Here is an 18,397-nt window from a genome sequence, read left to right as displayed (position 1 = left end):
CACCGGTCCGCTTCCATGCCGGCTTCACCGGTCCGCTTCCATGCCGGCTTCACCGGTCCGCTTCCATGCCGGCTTCACCGGTCCGCGTGCCGGCTTCACCGGTCCGCGTGCCGGCTTCACCGGTCCGCGTGCCGGCACGCTCGGGCCTCGCGCGGGATCAGGACCTCGCCCCTCCGGCTGTGGGCCCACCGCCGCTTGACCTGCGGGACTCCGGTGAACGCGAGGCGGAGCATCGGGTCGGGCCGGGGGCGCGCCGTCGGGTTCCTTCCCCGGTTCGACGGGAGGGGCCTCGGCCGTACGGCTCGCGACTCGCGCGCACCGCGGCGTGCGGGACGGGCGGCCTGCGGCATGCGGGGCCGATGGGTCGCGGTATGCGGGATCGGCGGCCCGCGGTATGTGGGAGCGATGGGCGCAGTATGGGGGATCGGCGGCCCGCGGCATGTGGGAGCGATGGATCGCGATATGTGGGATCGGCGGCCCGGGGTTGCGGGATCGGCGGGCCGCGGTATGTGGGACCGATGGATCGCGGTATGCGGGACCGGTGGGCGGAGCGCCGGGGCGGGCCGTACAGAATGGGCTGCATGAGCAGATGGCGTGACCTGACCGGTGGAAAGCTGGGCGAGGCCTATGACGGACGCTTCACGGCGCTGGCCGCCACGGGTGCCGACGTCCACGGAGAGGCGCGCTTCTGCGCCGCGCTGGTGCCGCCCGGCGCGAGGATCCTCGATGCGGGATGCGGCACCGGCAGGGTGGCGATCTGGCTGGCCGAGCAGGGCTACGACGTGGTGGGCGTCGACCTCGACCCCTCCATGCTCGCCGTCGCCAGGAGCAGGGCGCCGGAGCTGACCTGGATCGAGTCCGACCTGGCCGCGTTCGACCTTCCCGAGCGCTTCGACCTGGTCGTCGCGGCGGGCAACGTGATCCCGCTGCTCGCCGAGGGCAGCGAGCCTCAGACCGTGGGCCGCCTCGCCGACGCGCTGCACCCCGGCGGCCTGCTGGTGGCCGGATTCGGGCTCGACGCCGATCACCTGCCGGTACGCCCGACGTTCACGCTCGACGACTACGACACCTGGTGCGCGGCCGCTGGGCTACGGCTGCGGGACCGCTTCGCCACCTGGGGCGGCGAGCCGTACCGGGGTGGGGGGTACGCGGTCAGCGTGCACGGCCGGTAACCGCGCCGGACTGGGGCGGTCGCACCGCCTGGGACGGCGAGCCGTACCGGGATGGGGGGTACGCGGTCAGCGTGCACGGCCGGTAACCGCGCCGGTTCGGGTTGGTCGCGCCACCGGGGGGCGGCGAGCCTTACCGGGGTGGTGGGTACGCGGTCAACGTGCACGGCCGGTAACCGCGCCGGTTCGGGTTGGTCGCGCCACCGGGGGGCGGCGAGCCGTACCGGGGTGGTGGGTACGCGGTCAACGTGCACGGCCGGTAACCGCACGCGGTGCGCCGGATCGGGCCGGTCGCCGGGCATCTATCCGCGGCGGGAGCGGCGCGCCCATGCCGGCCGTCCAGTTAGGGTCGCGCCCGGCGTGCGGTTAGGCGCGCCCGGCGTGTGCCGGTCGGCCTGCGGGCTCAGGGCGCGCCCGGGGTGAGCAGGGTGGAGTCGACGTCGTCGCCCGGGTGAACGGGTGATCGGTCAGGGCGCGCCGCCCTTGAGCGCGGCGGCGACGAAGGCGGCGATCTGATCGCGCCCCGCCGCCTCGTCCTCCACGTCGTCGCCCAGGATGATCCGGCCGAGTTGCCGCATCATGGACGGCCACAGCGCCAGCCCGGTGAGCGTGAACAGCAGCCTGGACACCTCGGGCGACGGCTCCCTGTCGAGCCCGGCCGCCAGCGACGCGGTCTTCTTCCCGCAGCGCGCCACCCGCGCCTCGAACCCGGGCAGCTCGGGGCCGCGGAAGTTCAGCGCCTCCCACATGAGCAGCCGCACCAGGTCGGGATGCTCGCGGTAGTAGTCGGTCAGCTCGGCCACGTACTCGACGGGGTCGCTGGGCAGCGCGATCCGCTCGGTCGCCTTCGCTCCCACCGTGACCGTTTTCGTGCTGACCGCCCTTCTCGTCAGCGGCCAGCTCTACGTGGTGATCCCCCTCATGCCGGACATGGCGGCGGCATGGCACACCGATTCGAACACGCTCACCTGGCTCGTCACCGCTTTCGCCGCCGGCTACGGGCTCGGGTTCCTCCTGTTCGGCCCCCTTTCCGACCAGTACGGCAGGCGCCGGCTCCTGCTCCTCGGCATGCCGATCGCCGCCGCCGCGACCGCGCTGGTGGCGGCCAGCCCGAACCCCGCCGTCGCGATCGCCCTGCGCTTCGTCCAGCGCGTCGCCGTCGCGACCTTCCCGCCCGCCGGCATGGCCTACCTGGGGGAGAGCGTCGAACCCCGCCGCAGGGTGGTGGCCATCAGCGCGATCACCGGCGCCTTCCTCGCCTCCGCCGTGCTCCTGCAGGTCGGCGGCCAGCTCGTCGTCGGTGCGCTCGGCTGGCGTGGCCTGTTCCTCCTGCCCGCGGTGGGCCTGGCGGCGGCGCTCGCCCTGCGCGCCGTCATGATCCCGGACGCGCCGCGCCGGTCGGCCGTCTCGCTCGCCTCCGCCTACCGCGTGGTGCCGTCGCTGCTGGCCAACCCCGCCCTCGCGCTGCGCTACGCGGCCGTCCTCGTCCTGCTCGGCGGCTTCGTCGCCGTCTACGCAGGGCTGCAGCTCTCGGGCATCGTCACCTCCTCCGGCGAACTCCTCGGGCTGCGCGCCAGCGGCCTGCCGTCCATCCTGCTGGTCCCGCTCCTCACGCCATGGCTGGCGCGCCTCGGCGCACCCGTCCGAGCCGCCGCCTTCCTGCTGCTGGGCGCCGCGGTGCTCGCCGTCACCGGCGCCACCGTGCCGGGCGCGGTGGGGCTGGCCGTCCTGCTCGCCCTCTACGTCGCGGCGATCACCGCGGGACTGCCCGCACTGAACGAGTCCATCGCCGCGCTCGCCGAGGGCTCTCGCGGCGCAGCCCTGGCGCTCTTCTCCTTCTTCCTGGCGGTCGGCAGCAGCCTGGGGCCGTTGGCGGCGGCCACGTTCACCGGCTTCAACCTGCTGATGTACGGCCTGGCGGGCGCGATGGTCGTCGCGGCCCTGGCGGTGCTGGCGTCGAGGGCGATCACGGCAGGCCGCCGTCCCTGAACGGACGCACCCTCGCGGCAGGCCACCGCCGTTCGAAGCGAACGTGGCAGGCCACGCGCGAGACGCCTGGTCAGCCCCTACGGCCGGCCACCCCGTCCGACCCACGCGGGTTCACCCCCACTGCGACCACCTCGCGCATACGCCGGACCCCACGACCGCCTCGCGCACGTACCGGACCCCACCTGAGCAGCCCTCGCCGCATGGACCGGATCCCACCTGTGTCGCCCTCGCACATGGACCGGACCCCACCTACGGCGCCCTCGCGTATGCGCCGGACACCCACCTACGGCGCCCTCGCGTATGCGTCGGGCCCCCAACCCCCGACCGTCTCCCGCATGTGCCGTGGGCACATCGGCGCCGGTGGGCGCCAGACGCTCCCATCAAGACGCTGCCCCCGACTCTGGTGGTTCCAGGCGCGACCGAATCGTCTCGCCGGCATCACCGCTCACCAGGGGCCGCTGCCAGCGCCGGCTCCGGGCCCGCCTGGCCGGTCCCCGGCAGTGGCGGCCTGCCGTACCGGCGGGTACAGTCAGCGATGTTACCGCCGGTAACGCCCGCTGGGGCGGGAACCGGAAATATCGCCATTAAGTGGGAGCAGTGGTATGGCCGGCTTCTGTCCAGAACCCAGCGACGACGTCCGTGACGTGCGCACATGGGTGCACGAGTTCGCCCGTGACGTCATCCGCCCCGCAGGCGCCGAGTGGGACGAACGCGAAGAAACCCCCTGGCCTGTCATCCAGGAAGCCGCGAAGGTCGGCCTGTACTCGCTCGACTTCTTCGCCACCCAGTGGTTCGAGGAGAGCGGCCTCGCGCTCCCCGTGGCGTTCGAGGAGATCTTCTGGGGGGACGCGGGCATCGGCCTGTCCATCGTCGGCACCGGCCTGGCCGCCGCCGCCCTGGCCTCCGGCGGCACTCCCGAGCAGATGGGGGAGTGGCTGCCGCAGATGTTCGGGACGGAGAACGACGTCAAGCTCGGGGCCTTCTGCGTCTCCGAGCCCGACGCCGGCTCCGACGTGGGAGCCGTCCGCACGCGTGCCGTACAGGACCCCTCCGGCGACTGGATCCTGAACGGCGTGAAAACCTGGGCCACCAACGGCGGCATCGCCAACGTGCACATCGTCGTCGCCTCCGTCGACCCGGCGCTCGGCGCCCGGGGGCAGGCCTCCTTCGTCATCCCGCCGGGGACGCCGGGCCTGTCCATGGGGCAGAAGTTCCGCAAGCACGGCATTCGCGCCTCGCACACCGCTGAGGTCGTCCTGGAGGACGTCCGGGTGCCCGCCTCCTGCCTGCTCGGCGGGCAGGACAAGCTCGACGCCCGCCTCGCCCGCGTCCGCAGCGGCGAGCGCGCGGGGGAGCAGGCGGCCATGCGCACGTTCGAGACCACCCGCCCGTCCGTCGCCGCCATGGCCGTGGGAATCGCCCGCGCCGCCTACGAGTACGCCCGCGACTACGCCCGCGAGCGCGAGCAGTTCGGGCGCAGGATCGGCGAGAACCAGGCCATCGCCTTCCTGCTCGCGGACATGGCGACGCGCGTGGACATGGCCCGCCTGCTCACCTGGCGGGCGGCGTGGATGGCCAGGAACGGCAGGCCGTTCGACCGCGCGGAGGGCTCGATGTGCAAGCTGGTGGCGGGCGAGACGGCGGTATGGGTGACCGAACAGGCGATCCAGGTGCTGGGCGGCGCTGGTTACACCCGCGAGCACCCGGTGGAACGCTTCCACCGCGACGCCAAGATCTACACCATCTTCGAGGGTACGTCGGAGATCCAGCGCCTGATCATCGGGCGCGCCGTCACCGGCCTGCCAGTGAGGTGAGAACTTCGCGCGTCAGAGGGGCGGCGTGGCCACGGGGCAGTTGTCGTGCCACGCCTCCCCTGGCTGACGGAGCAGCGTTGGCGCGGCGTGGGACAAGGTCCTCAAAGCCATGACTCTGGCGCCCTACCTGGCCGGCGTCGCCGGTATGGCGGTACTGCAGGCGGTCAGCAACGACCCGTCGATGATCGCGTTCCTGCCTGATTGGGTGGAGGCGATCACCCTGCCGCTGCTGCCGACCGCGCTGGCGGCCGTCGTCGGCTATAAGGCCCGGCACACCCCGCTGGTCGGACCTCCCGGCCGACCAGCAGTAGCAGCCACACGAGAGCGCCCCGTTCCTCCTCCGCGGAGGGGCGGGGCGCTTTTCGCGTTTCCGGTGACTCCTGAAGTCAGGCGATGGTGGCCTTCCACCGGCCGCGCTGCAGGTGGATCGCCCCGTCAGAGTCGATCCGGACGTTCGCGCCGTACAGCGGCAGCATGCCGTTCTCCAGCCAGTAGTCGCGGGTCTCGTCGAGCACGTCCCACAGGCGGCGCGGCCCGCCCTGATGGACGACGCCGGTCTCCTTCCCGGTCTGAACGGCGCGGGCCCACGACCCGTCCGCGTGCACCATCAGCGCGGTCCGGGTGTCGCCGTCCTGCTGGAAGTCGTGTTCGATGCCCGGCGACATGACCTCCAGCATCGAGCGGAGCTCCCAGGCGTTCTCCTCGATGTCGATCACGGGGTACCTCGCGGCCGCGACCTGGTCACCCTCGACGGTGCGCGCGGTGTCCATCAGACTGGCCAGGCCCGGCGGGTAGTCGGCGCCGGTCCTGGTCTTCATGAACATCGCCCAGTCTCGCTCGATCTGGCCGGCCGCGCCGCCGTCGTCGGTCTTGGTGGCGCTGACGATGAGCGAGGTGTTGGAGATGGTCGTCACCAGGCGGCCGCCGGGTTTGAGCGCGGTCAGCCAGGAGGCGGGGATAGGCCGTACCGACACCATCGCCACGATCCGATCGAACGTCCACGGGATCTCCCCGACGGCGTCCATCGGCGCGACACGCGGATGGCAGTCCTGCAGGGACAGCCGCGACGCGGCGATGGAGGTGACGTAGTCGTCCACGTCGATGCTGGTCACCTGGCTCTCGCCGAGCAGGTGGCACAGCAGGGCGGTGCCGTACCCCGAGCCGGTGCCGACGTCGAGCACAGTGTCCTTCTCGCTGATCCTCGCGTGCCGGTACATCTGCAGTACGAGAGTCGGCAGCGTGCTGGAGGAGGTCGGCCGTCCGGTCGGGGCGTCGCTGGGCTTGGCGTGGTCGGCGTGGAGAGTGCCGACCTTCGTGACGACCGTGCGGTCCCGGTAGACGGTGTCCAACCAGGCCGCTTCGTCGGCCGCGCCCTGATGCAGCTCCCAGTGGCCGCCGCTCCACGTCCACCAGGCGGGCACGAACTGGTGCCGGGGGACGTTCGCGATGGCGTCGCGCCACCGCGACCCAGGATGGGTGACGCGGGCGGCGAGCGCGTGCGCGTAGGGTTGCCAGTCCATAGTGATCAGTCTGCTCCCTGTCACCTGATCCCGGCGAGAGGGATCCGCTGCGCGGGCAGGATGAGTGCGTTGCTCTCGCAGATGGTCTCGGCCGGCGCGCAGTCGTTGCCGTCCGACCCCGGGTTGCAGGCCGTCGCGCCGGCGGGGCGGGGGACCTGAGTGAGGAGGTTCTGCCAGATCTGCCCGACGAGGATCTCCGCGAGCGGTGTGGTCTTCACGTTCCCTGCGGGCTGAAGGAACCGGGACATGACGCACATCCACACGTCCCCGTTGGACGCGACGGCGGCGCGTCCGTTGCCGCACTGGCCGCACAGCTCTTTGACGCCCGTCTCGATGGTGGCGGCGCCGCGACCGACGCCGCGCAGCCGGTCGATCGGCCCGAGACGGTTCACGCCGAGCGCCTTCATCTGCGCCCACGCCTGCTCGGCGCGCTGCTCGTCGGAGAGCTGGACGATGGCGACCTTGAGAGGGATGCCGCGCCGTAGGGCCTCCTGGATGTTGGCGAGGGTCCGGGCGTGGGAGCCGCTGCGCTGGGTGATGCGGTCGTGCTGGTCGGGGTCGTCGGTGTAGTACGACGTCGCCAGCGTGACGTTGGGGTCGTCGAGCAGGTCCCACACGCGGTCGGTGACCCGGTAGAGGTTCGAGAACACCTGCGTCTTCAGGCCCTGGGCGAGGGCGTGCTTCAGCAGCCGCTCGAAGTCGGGGTGCTGGGTGGGTTCGCCGCCGATGAGTTGCACGGTGGTGATCCCGGCGGCGGGGCCGAGGTGAGCAGGTTCTCCCAGTCGCCGGTCGTCATGGTGCCGTGGCTGGCGTTGGGACCGGAGTCGGCGTAGCAGTGGCCGCACCGGAGCTGGCAGCGGCCGGTGATCTCCAGCTCCAGGAAGTGGACAGGGGCGAGCTGGGGTGTGGCTTGTGCTGTCATCGTCGGTCCTTCTGTGGGGGGACGAGGTCGAGCCCATGGCCACGAGAGATGCCGCCCCCCGCGCGCACCACCTGTAGGAAGTGAAGGGCGATTCGTCTCGTGGCCACGGGTTTGTGCCTGGCGGGCCTCGCCGGCGAGCGGATTGACTGCGCGTCGCTGCCGGTGAGCACATTGAGGCCCGCCGGAGTCTCGAATTCGGCGTCGATCATCAGGTGACGCAAGGGGTCGAGGTCGACGGACTCGACATAGCGGCACTGGACGGGATCGGCCACGTGCATCGCGCAGAAGGTTCGTGCCCAGGGACGCCACATGATGAGCCAGCCGGGACAGAACGCCTGCAGAAGTTCGGCGCGGGCGCCTCGTGCGCGTCATACCGGGGCGGCGTCACGTCGGACCTCTGTCTCGTCGAGAAGGGCGGCCGCCATGTACGTGATGCGTCTGCTGGCCAGCATGTTGGCCAGCGGCTCCGAACACAGCTGCTGGCTGCAAGTAGAGCCTGCTTGTGCTCGTCTGCTGTGGCTGCGTGGGCGATGTCACGGTGTTGGTCCTCCCGTCCGCGATCAGGAGTGGGGGTCCCCGGCGTTATGACGCGAATGCCGGGGCTCCTGGTCCGGTGCGCTGGTCGGTTGTCGTGTCGTGTCGTGTCTCAGCAGGGTGGTTGCCTCGGCGCGGCTGGCTGCGCCAGGTATCCGTAATCGGTGAGGTAGCGACCGTTAATGGCGCCAACGGCCTCGCGGACGTGTGGATGCAGAGGGTTTCTGATGGTTAGTGAGCCGTCGTCCCGGTTTGTCACGGACTGCCCGCGCGCTTCGAGCGGCTCGGTCGGAATGGTCGAGTGATTGGCTTCCACGGCTCAATCTCACTGCGGAGGATGAGTGGGCGGGATCTGACAACCTATGACACGGAGTTGATCAATGCCTTTGGCTGTGACGATCACCGGAACCAGGTCTACCGGCCATCGCGAGCTCTCGTGGTACGCCGACCGGTTCAGCACCTACCTCGGGCCGTTCGCGAAGGATGGCGCGCACTTCTACATCGGAGGTGCGGTCGGCATCGACAGCCTGTCGTTGCTCTGGCTGGCCGGAAACTCGAAGGCGCAGATCACGATCGTCGTCCCGGGCACCGTGGAGCAGCAGCCGGCTGAGGCGCGGCAAGCCATCGCCCGGTGCCGTGATCGAATCGCCGAGATCGTCGAGCTGGGTGCCGCGGAGCTGCATACACCCACGTACTGGGCGCGCAACATGTGGATGGTCGATCACGCTGACATGGTGATCGGCTTTCCCCGTGACGGTGTTGAGGGCACCTCAGGGACCTGGCAGACGATCAATTATGGGGCGACGCAAGGGAAACCCCGGCTGATCGTGCCCGTCTGAGCCGCGAGGAGTGCATCATAAGCGGATGAGCACGCGGGACAAGCTCGTCGGCGCGGCCACCCTCAAACGGCTACGGCTCGCCCGCGGTTGGTCACTATCCGACACTGCCCGAGCCATCATCGACGCGGCGGCCCGACTCGGGCAGCCCTTCGACATCAGCGCTGCGAGTGTGCAGCGGACCGTCGCCCGCTGGGAGACCGGTACGGCGCCGGTCCTGCCCAGCGAGCGGTATCAACTGCTCCTCGCGCATTTGTATGCACACGGCACTGACGGGCGGAGATCCCTCGGCACTGGCAGTGACTTCGCCGAGCTGCTCGATGCCCTCGGACAGCTCGGGGAGAGCGAGCGGCGACTCGGCGAGCTGCGCACACTCCTCCTACGCACCACTACCGACGCTGGCGGAGGTCTGCTCGCGCTGCTTGGCCCGCCGATGCAGCGCACACTCTCGGTCGCCCTGGCCGACGCGTCCCGTCTCGACGAGGGGCTGATCGCGGCGATGCGCGATGCCGTCTCCGCCGTGAACGACCAAGTCGGCAGCATCCCGTTCGTGCGGCTGCAGCTGGTGCTCGCGCCGATCGTCGAGTCATGTCGCCGGCTGCTCGGCTCCCAGGCTCCCCGGCAGTTCCTTCCCGACTTGAGATCCGTCGCCGCCCAGGCATACATGCTCTCCGGGCGGTTCGCTTTCGAGACCCGAGACGACGAAGCCTCCAGGGCGTTGTACATCGCGGCGACGGACGCAGCCAGCGGTCTGGGCGCGCCATGGCGCAGCGCAGTCGTCCGCATGAGTCACGCGCTCGTCACGCTGTATTCGACTCCGGGCCTTGATGCCGCGAAGGAACTCGTGGACGCAGCGGTACGCGATGCCCGAGCTGGCGAGAGCGTGACGATCCGGGCTCGGGCGCATGCCCTGCAGGCGGAGATCGCAGCCCGAGCAGGTCAGCAGAAACACGCCCAGACTGCGCTCGCCCTCGCCTGGTACGACATGGGCAGAGACCGCGATGGATCCGGCGGTCAGCTCGTTCTCACCTGCCTATCTTCGCGGCTTCGAGGGCCTCACGAACTTGTACATCGGCGACTTGTCGAAGGCGCACGACTACTTCGCCCGCTCGGCTGAGTCGCTGGTCGCGCCTCGCGAACGCGTGCAGCGAGCGATCGTATCGACCGATCAGGCCATTGCCCGTATTCGACTCGACGATCCACGCTCGGGTGCTGAGTTGCTGCACGAGTGCATCGATGCCGCGTCCGAAACGGGTGGCAGAGTTGCCGCGATCCGTCTGCGTCGTGCGCGCCGCGATCTCCACCCATGGCGGCGCGAGGATTTCGTGTCCGACCTGGATGACCATTTGATCGAGTCATTCGGCGCGTAGGCAGGTTGCGCTAGGGCGACGTGATCGGTAGTCGCTGGACCCGCTGCGGGTTGACGAAGCGGCGAAGCAGGTGGAGGGGCTGGCCGGTGTCGTCGTAAGGCGATGCGGGTGACGTCGAGTAGGGGAGTGCCGCGGCTCACCTTGGGCTTGGACGCCTCTTTCGGGTCGGCCGGCCGGACCCGGGTGCGCAGCTCCACGACGCCGGACGACCGCTCGATGTCGAAGACGTCGGCCTCGTGCCTGGCCTGGAGACGTGCGTCTGGTCGAGGCATACGAGTTGCCCGTCGATGTCGCTGTGGAGTTCCCAGGTCACGACGGGGAGCCGGGGGCGAGGCGGAGGTCGTGGGCGACCGCCTTGGTCGCATTCTCGTCCCCTGGAGCGTGCGCCGTCAGGTGGCCTGTGACCCCGGCCTCGCGTCAAGCGGCTGCCCACGCGGTGGGCTCGTCGCGCCGCTCGATGGCCATGGGCATCGTGATGGCGACGGCCGGTCCTTGGACGATCATGTCGCGGTTCGCGATGCGCCAGACCAGCCGGGACGTGATCTTATGGCAGGCGCCCGGGTCCGCAAACAGGCCCGCCCGAACGTCACCACCCCACTGCTGAGGATTCGGGGGGCTGCACTGCCCATCGTGGTCGGCGGGTGACGACGTCTCCTCGACCCGAGCCCGATCCCCCGCCACTTCATGCCGCCACTATTGTTCCGTTCGTGTCGGTTCACAGCGCCCATGGTTTTCGTGCGGAACGGATGGTCGGGGTCGGGGTTGTCCTCACAGATGCCCGTGGGCGGATCCTGCTTGGGCATCGGATCAAGGCCGGTGAGGAGCCGTCGTGGTGCCTGCCCGGCGGGGCGGTCGAACCGGGCGAGAGCTTCGAGGCGGCAGCCGTACGCGAACTTGCTGAGGAGACCGGGATCAGAAACGCGGGCGTGCCCGTGGTCACCGCGGTGGTCCTGGATCACCCCGGCGGCGCGGTCCGGGTGACAGCCGCCGTGGCCATGTCCGCGGGTGTGGCGGAGCCGTACATCGCCGAACCGGAGGTCTTCGCCCGATGGGCCTGGTTCGCCCCGGACGCGCTGCCGACACCGCTCTTCCCTGCGACCGCGCTGGTGCTCGGTGACCACGGCTATCGGGTGCTCCGGTGAGCCTGGAGGAACTGGTCGGCTGGCCATCGCGGTCGCCGAGGAAGGGCTCGCGGCCGGTGAACTGCCGATCGGCGCGGTGGTCCTGCTCGGTGAGGAGGTTGTCGGCCACGCCTGCACCCAGGGACGAGTCCAGGTGAGACGGCTGGCCCACGCCGACCTGCTGGCGATGGAGGCGGCCGACCGACGGCTCGGCTTTCGGAAGCGTTGCCCAGGATGGTGCGGGGTTTCCGGTGGTGGTGACGAAGTCATCCCGCGCTGACCGAGCCCGACGGTGTCCCGGCCGCCCCATCCTGACCTGTGCAGCCGGGGCGGGGCGCGAGTGTGCCCCGCCCCTTGGCGTCGGTCAAGGCTGGAGTTGGCGGGTGATGGACGGATCGGTGATGGCGGTGTCGGCGGCCAGCAGGAACGCCTTGGACAAGATGAGCGCCAACCGACCGTCCTCCTCGAAGGGCAGGAACAGCCCGGCCTGGGGGTCGCGGCCGGCGACGATGCACAGGTAGGCGTCGTTGGGCTCCATCAGGATGTTCGCCGACCCCAAATGGATCTTGTAGGTGCGGAGGTCGCCGCGGACCACCAGGAAGCGGTCGGTCAACGTGCAGCGGTCGGCGATGGCCAGGCGCGGCAGCAATCGGGACAACGCGTCCCGGCGCACCTCGGCGGAAGGTGCGAGCGGAGCGAACGAGCCGGTGTGCCAGTAGGTCTGCAGTTCGTCCGGCCCGCTGTCGGCCCACTGCGGATCGGATGTTATCGAACAGACCCCCACGAACAGGTCCACGTCCCTCATCGCCTCACTGAACACCAGCGCGGGGACCTCGGCCAGCGGCGCCTGGTGCCATCTGCTCTCGACCAGCCGGTGGAAGTGGACCCGTTCGGTGAGCGCGTAGCCCTCGTCGTAGAGGCTGTGTTCCAGCGTCGCCCGCCACTGCCCGCCTGCCAGCAGCCGCCGCGCGTCGCCGCCGTCGAAGCCGCCGTCCCATTGCCCCAGGAAGTTCGACGTCCAGCCCCGGCTCTTGAACAGTGCGCGGAGCCTGCGGTAGTGCACCACATGTCCGGCGAACCGGTTCGAATGGTCGTGCGTCTCCTCCTCGGCGGGCGTGAGCAGGTAGACCTCGCGGAAGGCCTGTTTGAACGGCTGGCGCAGTTCCTTGCCCTCCACGACGTCGCGCCAGGCCCGCACTTCCTCCACCGTGGCGCGCGCCGGATGCCACAGCCGCACTGGCACGTCCGGTCTGGTTAGTCCCAGCTCGCTGCGCCATACGCCGGGTGTGATCTCGAACTCCCAGATCAGCCGCTCCGTGATCGGGTGACCCTCCAACCGCCGGTACGGCGGAGCCGCCTCGGCCGCATAGCCCGCCTCCAGTGCCCTGGCCAGGGTCGCTTGTTGCTGCTGGACCAGCTTGACCTGCTCGCGCAGCCGCTTCACCTCGTCGGGGTGCTCCCGCTTGACGGCTGCCGGGACCGATTTGAGCTTCTTGCCACCGTGCCACCATGACAGCTCTGCCTCGCCGTCGATCGAGATCACCGCCGTGTGCTCGCCGAACGCCTGCCGTACCCGCCCGTCCGGCAGCCGGAACGCAACCTCCAGCCGCTCGGCCAGCGCGGGCTCGATGCGCTTGAACATGCGGTCGAGCTGCTTGGGCACCCCGGCATGACGGGTGATCTGGCGGGCGGCGCGCAGCGAGGAGATCGCCTCGGGAGTCGGGTGGTCCTCCACCGCGCGGCCGATCTCGAACAGCAGCCCCTGGGAGGGGAGGGTCTTGGCCGCGGTGGGAGCCACCGCGACGCCGCGCAGCAGCCGGTCCAGCAGGCTGGGCAGCCAGGACTCGTCGCTGAAGAGGGCCAGCCGTACGGCACGCCCGAGGGTCTCCTTCTCCCGGTCGTCGAACGCCTTCTCCGCCTGGTAGGGGATCTCGCCGGACTGGATGGCGGCGACGCGGGCGTCGGCCTGGTTCAGGGCGGTGCGGGCGAAGGCGGGATAGCCGGGCAGGCCGTGCAGCCATTCGGCCAGGCCGGCCCGTCGTGGGGTGCCGAATTGAGGGTCCCGGACAGCCTCGGCGAACAGGGCGCGCAACTCCACGTCGCAGCCGAGCAGCAGGTCCATCTCGGAGACCGCGATCGGGCCGAGCGTTTCGGCGAGCTGCGCTCTCACCTCGGCATCCATGTCCGCCATCCCTGCCGCCACCAGCAGGGCGAAGGGCCGATGATGTGTCTCGCGCAGGAGGTGGCCGACGAGTTCGCCGGCCGGGACGATCATGTTGCGCCAGGTGTGGTCGACGACCGCGCTGTCACCTGGCCGGCCCAGAGCGGTGGTCAGCTGGGAGGCGGCGGGCCAGTGGGTGGCGTCGGGTGCGGAACCGTTGAGCAGCTTGAGCAGGCGCTCCGCGAGGGGGGAGAGGGGCACGCTGATATTCCTGTCACGGGTGGATCTGGCGGGTGATGGACGGGTCGGTGATCGCGGTGCCGGCGACCAGCAGGAAGGCCTTGGAGATGGTGATCGGCAGCATGCCGCCGTCCTCCTCGAAGGGCAGGAAGACCTGGTCGGCCGAGCCGCGGGGCACGATGCGGAGATGAGCGTCGAGAATCCCCTGGTCAGCCGCCGACCAGAGGAACGAGCTTGACGAACGACACCACCGGGTCGGTGGTCAGGTCGATCTCGGTGTCCAGGTCCTCGATCTGGCGGTCGCCGACCAGCAGCAGGAACCCGTTGCGGGCGAACGCGGCCTCGGCGGCGTCGGCCTGCCGCTCCCAGTCGAGCTTGCGGGCGGTGCGCATCCGGTAGCCGTTCAGCTCGGCCTCGGCGTCACTGGGCTTGACCAGGCCGCGGAAGTGCTGGGACGGGGTGGCGTTGTGACGGGCCACCTCCGCGCGCACGCGCAGCCGTACCAGCTCCCGGGCCGAGATCCGCTCGGGCAAGTCGGGCAGGGAGAACTCCTCCAACGCCCGGCCTGTCGCCGTCTCATCGCGAAACACTACCGATGCCATCGAACATCCTGCTTCTGTGTATGTCAGGTGATGGCGCAATCTATAGCAGCGCCCTGCGACAAAACGTCGGCGACGGCGGGCATGTGCTCCCACCCAGCGCGGGACAACTGGTTGGAGGCTGGGCGGACCGGGCTCATATCTCGTGTGGGGTCTCCTCCCAGGAAGTGAGACGGACCTCCGGGGCCGCGCGGCCCCCGCGCGCATGCGTCGGGTAATGGACGCGGTCACGTGGCCGGCCGGCCGCGGTAGGCGCGGCGGTAGGCCGTGGGCGTGGTGGACGCATCGCGGGACAGGTGCAGCCGCAGGTTGGCGGCGGTACCGAGGCCGCAGCGCCGGGCCACCTCGTCGACCGACAGATCGCTGGTCTCCAGGAGCCGCCGGGCCTCGAGGAGGCGTTGCGCGGCGAGCCAGCGCAGCGGGGTGGTGCCCGTTTCCGCGACGAAGCGGCGGGCGAAGGTGCGGGGCGCGAACCCCGCCTGGCGAGCGAGATCGGCTACAGTCAACGGCTCGGCCAGCCGGTCCAGCGCCCACGCGCAGACCGCCGCCATCCCGGCGCCGGTGGGGGGTACCGGGCGCTCCAGGAACTGCGCCTGGCCGCCGTCGCGGTGGGGCGCGACGACCAGGCGCCGCGCGGCCCGAACCGCGGCCTGCGGGCCGTAGTCGTTCCGCACCAGGTGGAGGCAGAGGTCGATGCCGGCGGCGAAACCGGCGCTGGTCAGGACGTTCCCGTTGTCGACGTACAGCAGGTCGGCATCGACGTCGACGGCCGGGTGGCGGGCGGCCAGATCGGGCGCGTCCATCCAGTGCGTGGTCGCCCGGCGGCCGTCCAGCAGGCCGGCGGCGGCGAGCGCGAAGGCGCCCGTGCACACCGAGACGATCCGCGCGCCACGCGCGGCGGCGGCGCGCAACGCGTCCAGCACCGGCGGGGAAGGCTCGTCCAGCGGCGCGTAGCCCGGCACGACGACGGTGTCGGCCGTGGCGAGGGCGTCCAGGCCCAGCGGGACATGGATGTCCCAACCAGTGGTCGAGGGCACCTGTCCGGGCGACTCGGCGCACACGGCGAAGGCGTAGTGGTCCCGGTCGCTGAAGACCTCGGCCGGGATCACCAGATCGAATGTGACGACGGCGGGCACGACCAGCGCCATGACACGATGCATGGCAGCATTCTTACGGATATGGGCATTCCTGCTGCTCGTGGCGGGCGGCGCCGTGGAGCAAGCTGATGGCTCAGCGCCGGACCCGGACGACGAGGCCCGAGCGCGCGAACCAGGGAAAGGACCTCATGCTCTTCCTCGATGCCCGTTCCTACACCGCCGAGCGGCCGTGGGGAGCCTTCGACGTCACCGAGATCGACGATGCGACCGTACGGCTGCACTGGACGGATCAGCCTTATGTCTGGCACGTCAACGACGGGCCGGAAGTCTTCGTCGTTCTCGATGGCGCCGTCGACATGCACTACCGCCACGAGGGCGAGGAACACGTCGAACGGCTCACTCCCGGCCGCATCTGCTACGCCGAACCCGGCGACGAGCACCTGGCGCACCCCGCACCGGAGGCGCGCGTCCTGGTCGTCGAGCGCAGGGGCAGCATCTGACCGCCGCGCGGGTCCCGGCACGTCGCAATCCCCTGGGCCGCCCGGCGACTGCGGCGATTCCGTCCGGTACGGCATCGCCGACACGCTGCGGAGACAGGCCGCCCTGCCGCTACGGGACGGCGAGCGTGCTCTGGACGCCGGTCAGGAGGGCGCGGCCTTCTCGCCGGCCCGCAGGGCGAGCGTGCTCGCCGGAGGCGCCGGGGCAGACGGCAGGGCCCTTGCCGCCTGGTGTGGTGCGCTTCCTGGACCTGGTGTGGGAGGGAGCCCCTAGCGGGTGGCCTCGTGGAAGTCGTAGGGCAGCTCGTCGAAGACGTAGTACGTGCAGTCGGCGCCGGGAGCGCAGCGACCCCAGTGGACGGCCTCCCCCGGGTAGTACAGGAAGTCGCCGGCGCCGACGCGGTAGGTCTTCTTGTGGCCCTTGACGTTCCACAGCATGGTGCCCGATACGCCGACCACGTGCTCGGGGCTGGTGTGCCAGTGGGGGGAGAACGGCGTGCCGGCCTTGAGCGTGAACATCGCCTCCGACGGTCCGGCCTTCGGGTCTCCCTTGAGCTGGACGTAGGTGCATCCCGCCAGGCCTTCGCAGGGGGATCCCTTGCCCTGAACGTGGTGGTGGTAGGTGACCGGGTCCTGCGCGGTGGCCGAGCTCGCCGACCCCGTCGTGATCGCGGCCAGGACCGCGGCCGACAGGGCGACGAGGACCTTCTTCATCATGGTGCACTCCTTCAATCGGACTGTGGTCCGATTGTGGCGTAACCGGACTATGGTCCGCAAGTGGAGTGTGACGCGCGCCATGTCTGTGTCGGGCCGGCGGGGAACGCGTTCCTACCTCTGCCACACGCGGACGTAGTCCACCACCATGCGCCCCGACGAATCCGGCGCGGGCGGCACCCCGGAGTAGACGAAGTTGCTCACCACCAGGTTGGCCGGTCCGGGAGGGGTGCCCTCGGCGTGACACACGTGCTGCCCGTCGACGTAGAAGTCCGTCCCCGACTCGTGGATGTCGGCCCCGTAGACGTGCATGCCGGCGCTCGGATCGAAGGCGGGCCGGTGGGTGCACCCATGGTCTTCGCCCCAGTGCCAGGAGTGGTACAGCTGCTGGTGGTTGTCGGAGAAGTACTCGAAGACGTCCGTCTCGGTTCGATGTCCGTTGTCGGACGCCTGCCAGGTCCAGAACGACGGCCAGAATCCCGGAGACTGGGGAAGCATCGCCCTGATCTCCATGTACCCGTACCGGAAGGCGTAGCCCCCGGGCCCGGTGGAGGTGATCAGGCAACTGGACCACCTGTACCGGTGCCCCGACTGGGACCGGATCTTGGCGGGCTCGGCCGTGATCGTCAGTGCCCCGTCGCCCACCGAGCAGTTCTCGGGCCGGTCGAACTCCATCTGCTTGCTGTCGGGATTCCCGGTGCCGTACGGCTCGTCGGACCAGTCGGACTCGGCCGTCGAGCGGAACTGCCACTTCGACCCGTCAACGGCGGATCCATCGAACTCGTCCTGGAACCTGAGGTTCCACTGGCCGCCGGGCCCTACGGGATCGACGTCGCCGGGCCGCGCAAGCGAAGCCGGGACCATGTCCTCGGTAGAACTCATGGTCATGGCCGAAATCACTGCCAAGAATCGTATCAACCACATGGTTCCCGCCTTTCTCAGACAATTCATTGTTTCGCTGCCCAAGAGGGAAACCTGTTTCGACGGTGTCCGGGTGCTCTGTTTGCCGTGTGCACAAGTGCCAGCAAACCTCTTTGGTTTGCAGGTATCGCTCTTTAGTGTCCGATTGGCATCAATGCCTGGCTGGCCGCCGGGGCGGAATTTCGCCCGCTATATGGTGATATAAGGGCTAAAGGGGTAAAGACGGACAATCCGGTGATAGCGCTGTGTGAGCCGACCACATGCGGGTATGAAAGCGGACTGTGAACCCCGGGGCGCGGCCGTCGGGCGAGCTGCGGGATCCGCGGTCCGAGGCCGAAGACGGCTCGCCGGTTCGAGGTTACGCGACGAACCAGAAGAGTCCGGCGAACAGCGCCGGCGGCAGAACACGCCATACGACAGGAGTGCCAGGTACGGCCACCATGACGGCCGAAGGGTAAGCGACTGTTCCGCCCAGGAGAACGGCCAGACCGGTGATATGCGTGCCGAAACTCGGCCCGGCCAGCCGCCACACCACCCCCATGAACATTCCCCCCAAAGCGGCGACCAGCCAGGCCCGGGGTATTTCAAGAAGGCGCAACACCGGCCAGCAAACAGCGGCCGGTAGGATGATCGCCAGCGGCGTCACATAATCCCAGGCGAGGGGCACATCCGGGTCGGCAAGAACGACGCTGGACATCGTCGTCGCGAGTGCGACGCCGGCGGAGGGGATGACGACGATCGTCGAACGCGCCATGTGGCTGATCAGCCGACCGGAAAACGCCTGCCGCTCCACGACCATCCGGACATGATGCCACTGATCAGCTCTCCCGGGATCCGCGGCATGCCGCCCGCCTCTCCCGGAGGAGGACGGCGGCCACCACGTCGCAGGCCTT

At 70.0% G+C, this 18,397-nt stretch carries 20 protein-coding genes; 8 read left to right on the top strand and 12 right to left on the bottom strand.

Annotated elements, in window-relative coordinates; translation table 11 throughout:
• The first annotated feature begins 581 nt into the window (after positions 1-581).
• Positions 582-1,172, top strand: a complete 591-nt coding sequence (locus ACWDLG_RS42745; RefSeq protein ID WP_449931028.1) for a class I SAM-dependent methyltransferase — start codon at positions 582-584, stop codon at positions 1,170-1,172.
• A 464-nt stretch (positions 1,173-1,636) separates the two neighbouring features.
• Here the strand turns inward: ACWDLG_RS42745 and ACWDLG_RS42740 are convergent, their stop codons facing one another.
• Positions 1,637-2,026: a hypothetical protein gene (locus tag ACWDLG_RS42740; RefSeq protein WP_449931026.1), complete on the bottom strand. Its 390-nt coding sequence runs from the start codon at positions 2,024-2,026 to the stop codon at positions 1,637-1,639.
• Position 2,027: 1 nt separating this feature from the next.
• Between ACWDLG_RS42740 and ACWDLG_RS42735 the strand changes: the two genes are divergently transcribed.
• Positions 2,028-3,158, top strand: a complete 1,131-nt coding sequence (locus ACWDLG_RS42735; RefSeq protein ID WP_449931024.1) for an MFS transporter — start codon at positions 2,028-2,030, stop codon at positions 3,156-3,158.
• A gap of 602 nt (positions 3,159-3,760) precedes the next feature.
• Positions 3,761-4,972 (top strand): acyl-CoA dehydrogenase family protein, encoded by a 1,212-nt coding sequence (locus ACWDLG_RS42730; RefSeq protein WP_449931022.1) that lies wholly within the window; start codon positions 3,761-3,763, stop codon positions 4,970-4,972.
• 386 nt (positions 4,973-5,358) lie between these two features.
• Here the strand turns inward: ACWDLG_RS42730 and ACWDLG_RS42725 are convergent, their stop codons facing one another.
• From ACWDLG_RS42725 to ACWDLG_RS42710, 4 genes are read right to left on the bottom strand one after another with little or no spacing between them, the layout of a single operon-like run.
• Positions 5,359-6,492: a methyltransferase domain-containing protein gene (locus ACWDLG_RS42725; RefSeq protein WP_449931020.1), complete on the bottom strand. Its 1,134-nt coding sequence runs from the start codon at positions 6,490-6,492 to the stop codon at positions 5,359-5,361.
• Positions 6,493-6,512: 20 nt separating this feature from the next.
• Entirely contained in the window at positions 6,513-7,274 is a 762-nt protein-coding gene (locus ACWDLG_RS42720; RefSeq protein WP_449931084.1) for a radical SAM/SPASM domain-containing protein, read from the bottom strand.
• Complete coding sequence (locus ACWDLG_RS42715; protein ID WP_449931086.1) at positions 7,175-7,414, bottom strand: hypothetical protein; 240 nt, start codon at positions 7,412-7,414, stop codon at positions 7,175-7,177. The genes ACWDLG_RS42720 and ACWDLG_RS42715 overlap by 100 nt, the downstream gene beginning before the upstream one ends.
• Entirely contained in the window at positions 7,411-7,692 is a 282-nt protein-coding gene (locus tag ACWDLG_RS42710; protein WP_449931018.1) for a hypothetical protein, read from the bottom strand. The genes ACWDLG_RS42715 and ACWDLG_RS42710 overlap by 4 nt, the downstream gene beginning before the upstream one ends.
• A gap of 648 nt (positions 7,693-8,340) precedes the next feature.
• Here ACWDLG_RS42710 and ACWDLG_RS42705 point away from each other — a divergent pair.
• From ACWDLG_RS42705 to ACWDLG_RS42690, 4 genes are all read left to right on the top strand, one after another.
• Positions 8,341-8,787 carry a hypothetical protein gene (locus tag ACWDLG_RS42705; RefSeq protein WP_449931016.1) on the top strand — a complete coding sequence of 149 codons (447 nt, stop codon included), beginning with the start codon at positions 8,341-8,343 and terminating at the stop codon, positions 8,785-8,787.
• 25 nt (positions 8,788-8,812) lie between these two features.
• Positions 8,813-9,901, top strand: a complete 1,089-nt coding sequence (locus ACWDLG_RS42700; protein ID WP_449931014.1) for a hypothetical protein — start codon at positions 8,813-8,815, stop codon at positions 9,899-9,901.
• Positions 9,864-10,154, top strand: a complete 291-nt coding sequence (locus ACWDLG_RS42695) for a hypothetical protein (RefSeq protein WP_449931012.1) — start codon at positions 9,864-9,866, stop codon at positions 10,152-10,154. The genes ACWDLG_RS42700 and ACWDLG_RS42695 overlap by 38 nt, the downstream gene beginning before the upstream one ends.
• Before the next feature lie 707 nt (positions 10,155-10,861).
• The gene (locus ACWDLG_RS42690; RefSeq protein ID WP_449931011.1) at positions 10,862-11,296 is read left to right on the top strand and encodes a nucleotide triphosphate diphosphatase NUDT15; all 435 of its coding nucleotides are present in this window, start codon (positions 10,862-10,864) and stop codon (positions 11,294-11,296) included.
• 343 nt (positions 11,297-11,639) lie between these two features.
• Here the strand turns inward: ACWDLG_RS42690 and ACWDLG_RS42685 are convergent, their stop codons facing one another.
• The 4 genes from ACWDLG_RS42685 to ACWDLG_RS42670 form a co-directional block, all read right to left on the bottom strand.
• Positions 11,640-13,697, bottom strand: coding sequence for a DUF4132 domain-containing protein (locus ACWDLG_RS42685; RefSeq protein WP_449931009.1), 2,058 nt, complete (start codon positions 13,695-13,697; stop codon positions 11,640-11,642).
• Between the two features lie 13 nt (positions 13,698-13,710).
• Positions 13,711-13,878: a DUF7737 domain-containing protein gene (locus ACWDLG_RS42680; RefSeq protein WP_449931082.1), complete on the bottom strand. Its 168-nt coding sequence runs from the start codon at positions 13,876-13,878 to the stop codon at positions 13,711-13,713.
• Positions 13,879-13,885: 7 nt separating this feature from the next.
• Positions 13,886-14,278 carry a hypothetical protein gene (locus ACWDLG_RS42675; RefSeq protein WP_449931007.1) on the bottom strand — a complete coding sequence of 131 codons (393 nt, stop codon included), beginning with the start codon at positions 14,276-14,278 and terminating at the stop codon, positions 13,886-13,888.
• 224 nt (positions 14,279-14,502) lie between these two features.
• Complete coding sequence (locus ACWDLG_RS42670; RefSeq protein WP_449931005.1) at positions 14,503-15,435, bottom strand: DJ-1/PfpI family protein; 933 nt, start codon at positions 15,433-15,435, stop codon at positions 14,503-14,505.
• 125 nt (positions 15,436-15,560) lie between these two features.
• Between ACWDLG_RS42670 and ACWDLG_RS42665 the strand changes: the two genes are divergently transcribed.
• A complete protein-coding gene (locus tag ACWDLG_RS42665) occupies positions 15,561-15,872 on the top strand; it encodes a cupin domain-containing protein (RefSeq protein ID WP_354921438.1) in 312 nt (103 codons plus the stop codon).
• 267 nt (positions 15,873-16,139) lie between these two features.
• Here ACWDLG_RS42665 and ACWDLG_RS42660 read toward each other — a convergent pair whose 3' ends face one another.
• The 3 genes from ACWDLG_RS42660 to ACWDLG_RS42650 all read right to left on the bottom strand — a co-directional run bounded on the left by ACWDLG_RS42660 (position 16,140) and on the right by ACWDLG_RS42650 (position 18,303).
• Positions 16,140-16,586, bottom strand: coding sequence for a cupin domain-containing protein (locus ACWDLG_RS42660; protein ID WP_449931003.1), 447 nt, complete (start codon positions 16,584-16,586; stop codon positions 16,140-16,142).
• A gap of 111 nt (positions 16,587-16,697) precedes the next feature.
• Entirely contained in the window at positions 16,698-17,471 is a 774-nt protein-coding gene (locus ACWDLG_RS42655) for a glycoside hydrolase family 16 protein (RefSeq protein ID WP_449931001.1), read from the bottom strand.
• Between the two features lie 391 nt (positions 17,472-17,862).
• Complete coding sequence (locus tag ACWDLG_RS42650) at positions 17,863-18,303, bottom strand: hypothetical protein (protein WP_449930999.1); 441 nt, start codon at positions 18,301-18,303, stop codon at positions 17,863-17,865.
• Between the last annotated feature and the right edge of the window lie 94 nt (positions 18,304-18,397).

It is taken from the genome of Nonomuraea sp. NPDC003727, from assembly GCF_053586935.1.
Note: the sequence above shows the minus strand (reverse complement) of the source record. Positions and strands in the feature narration are given on the sequence as shown.

What these genes read in the sequence shown, in the direction of transcription:
- ACWDLG_RS42660 (WP_449931003.1), bottom strand. Translation starts at nt 16,586, where the DNA reads ATGATGAAGAAGGTCCTCGTCGCCCTGTCGGCCGCGGTCCTGGCCGCG.
- ACWDLG_RS42670 (WP_449931005.1), bottom strand. Translation starts at nt 15,435, where the DNA reads ATGCATCGTGTCATGGCGCTGGTCGTGCCCGCCGTCGTCACATTCGAT.
- ACWDLG_RS42665 (WP_354921438.1), top strand. Translation starts at nt 15,561, where the DNA reads ATGCTCTTCCTCGATGCCCGTTCCTACACCGCCGAGCGGCCGTGGGGA.
- ACWDLG_RS42650 (WP_449930999.1), bottom strand. Translation starts at nt 18,303, where the DNA reads ATGGTCGTGGAGCGGCAGGCGTTTTCCGGTCGGCTGATCAGCCACATG.
- ACWDLG_RS42745 (WP_449931028.1), top strand. Translation starts at nt 582, where the DNA reads ATGAGCAGATGGCGTGACCTGACCGGTGGAAAGCTGGGCGAGGCCTAT.
- ACWDLG_RS42730 (WP_449931022.1), top strand. Translation starts at nt 3,761, where the DNA reads ATGGCCGGCTTCTGTCCAGAACCCAGCGACGACGTCCGTGACGTGCGC.
- ACWDLG_RS42710 (WP_449931018.1), bottom strand. Translation starts at nt 7,692, where the DNA reads ATGCACGTGGCCGATCCCGTCCAGTGCCGCTATGTCGAGTCCGTCGAC.
- ACWDLG_RS42655 (WP_449931001.1), bottom strand. Translation starts at nt 17,471, where the DNA reads ATGACCATGAGTTCTACCGAGGACATGGTCCCGGCTTCGCTTGCGCGG.
- ACWDLG_RS42725 (WP_449931020.1), bottom strand. Translation starts at nt 6,492, where the DNA reads ATGGACTGGCAACCCTACGCGCACGCGCTCGCCGCCCGCGTCACCCAT.
- ACWDLG_RS42700 (WP_449931014.1), top strand. Translation starts at nt 8,813, where the DNA reads ATGAGCACGCGGGACAAGCTCGTCGGCGCGGCCACCCTCAAACGGCTA.
- ACWDLG_RS42675 (WP_449931007.1), bottom strand. Translation starts at nt 14,278, where the DNA reads ATGGCATCGGTAGTGTTTCGCGATGAGACGGCGACAGGCCGGGCGTTG.
- ACWDLG_RS42715 (WP_449931086.1), bottom strand. Translation starts at nt 7,414, where the DNA reads ATGACAGCACAAGCCACACCCCAGCTCGCCCCTGTCCACTTCCTGGAG.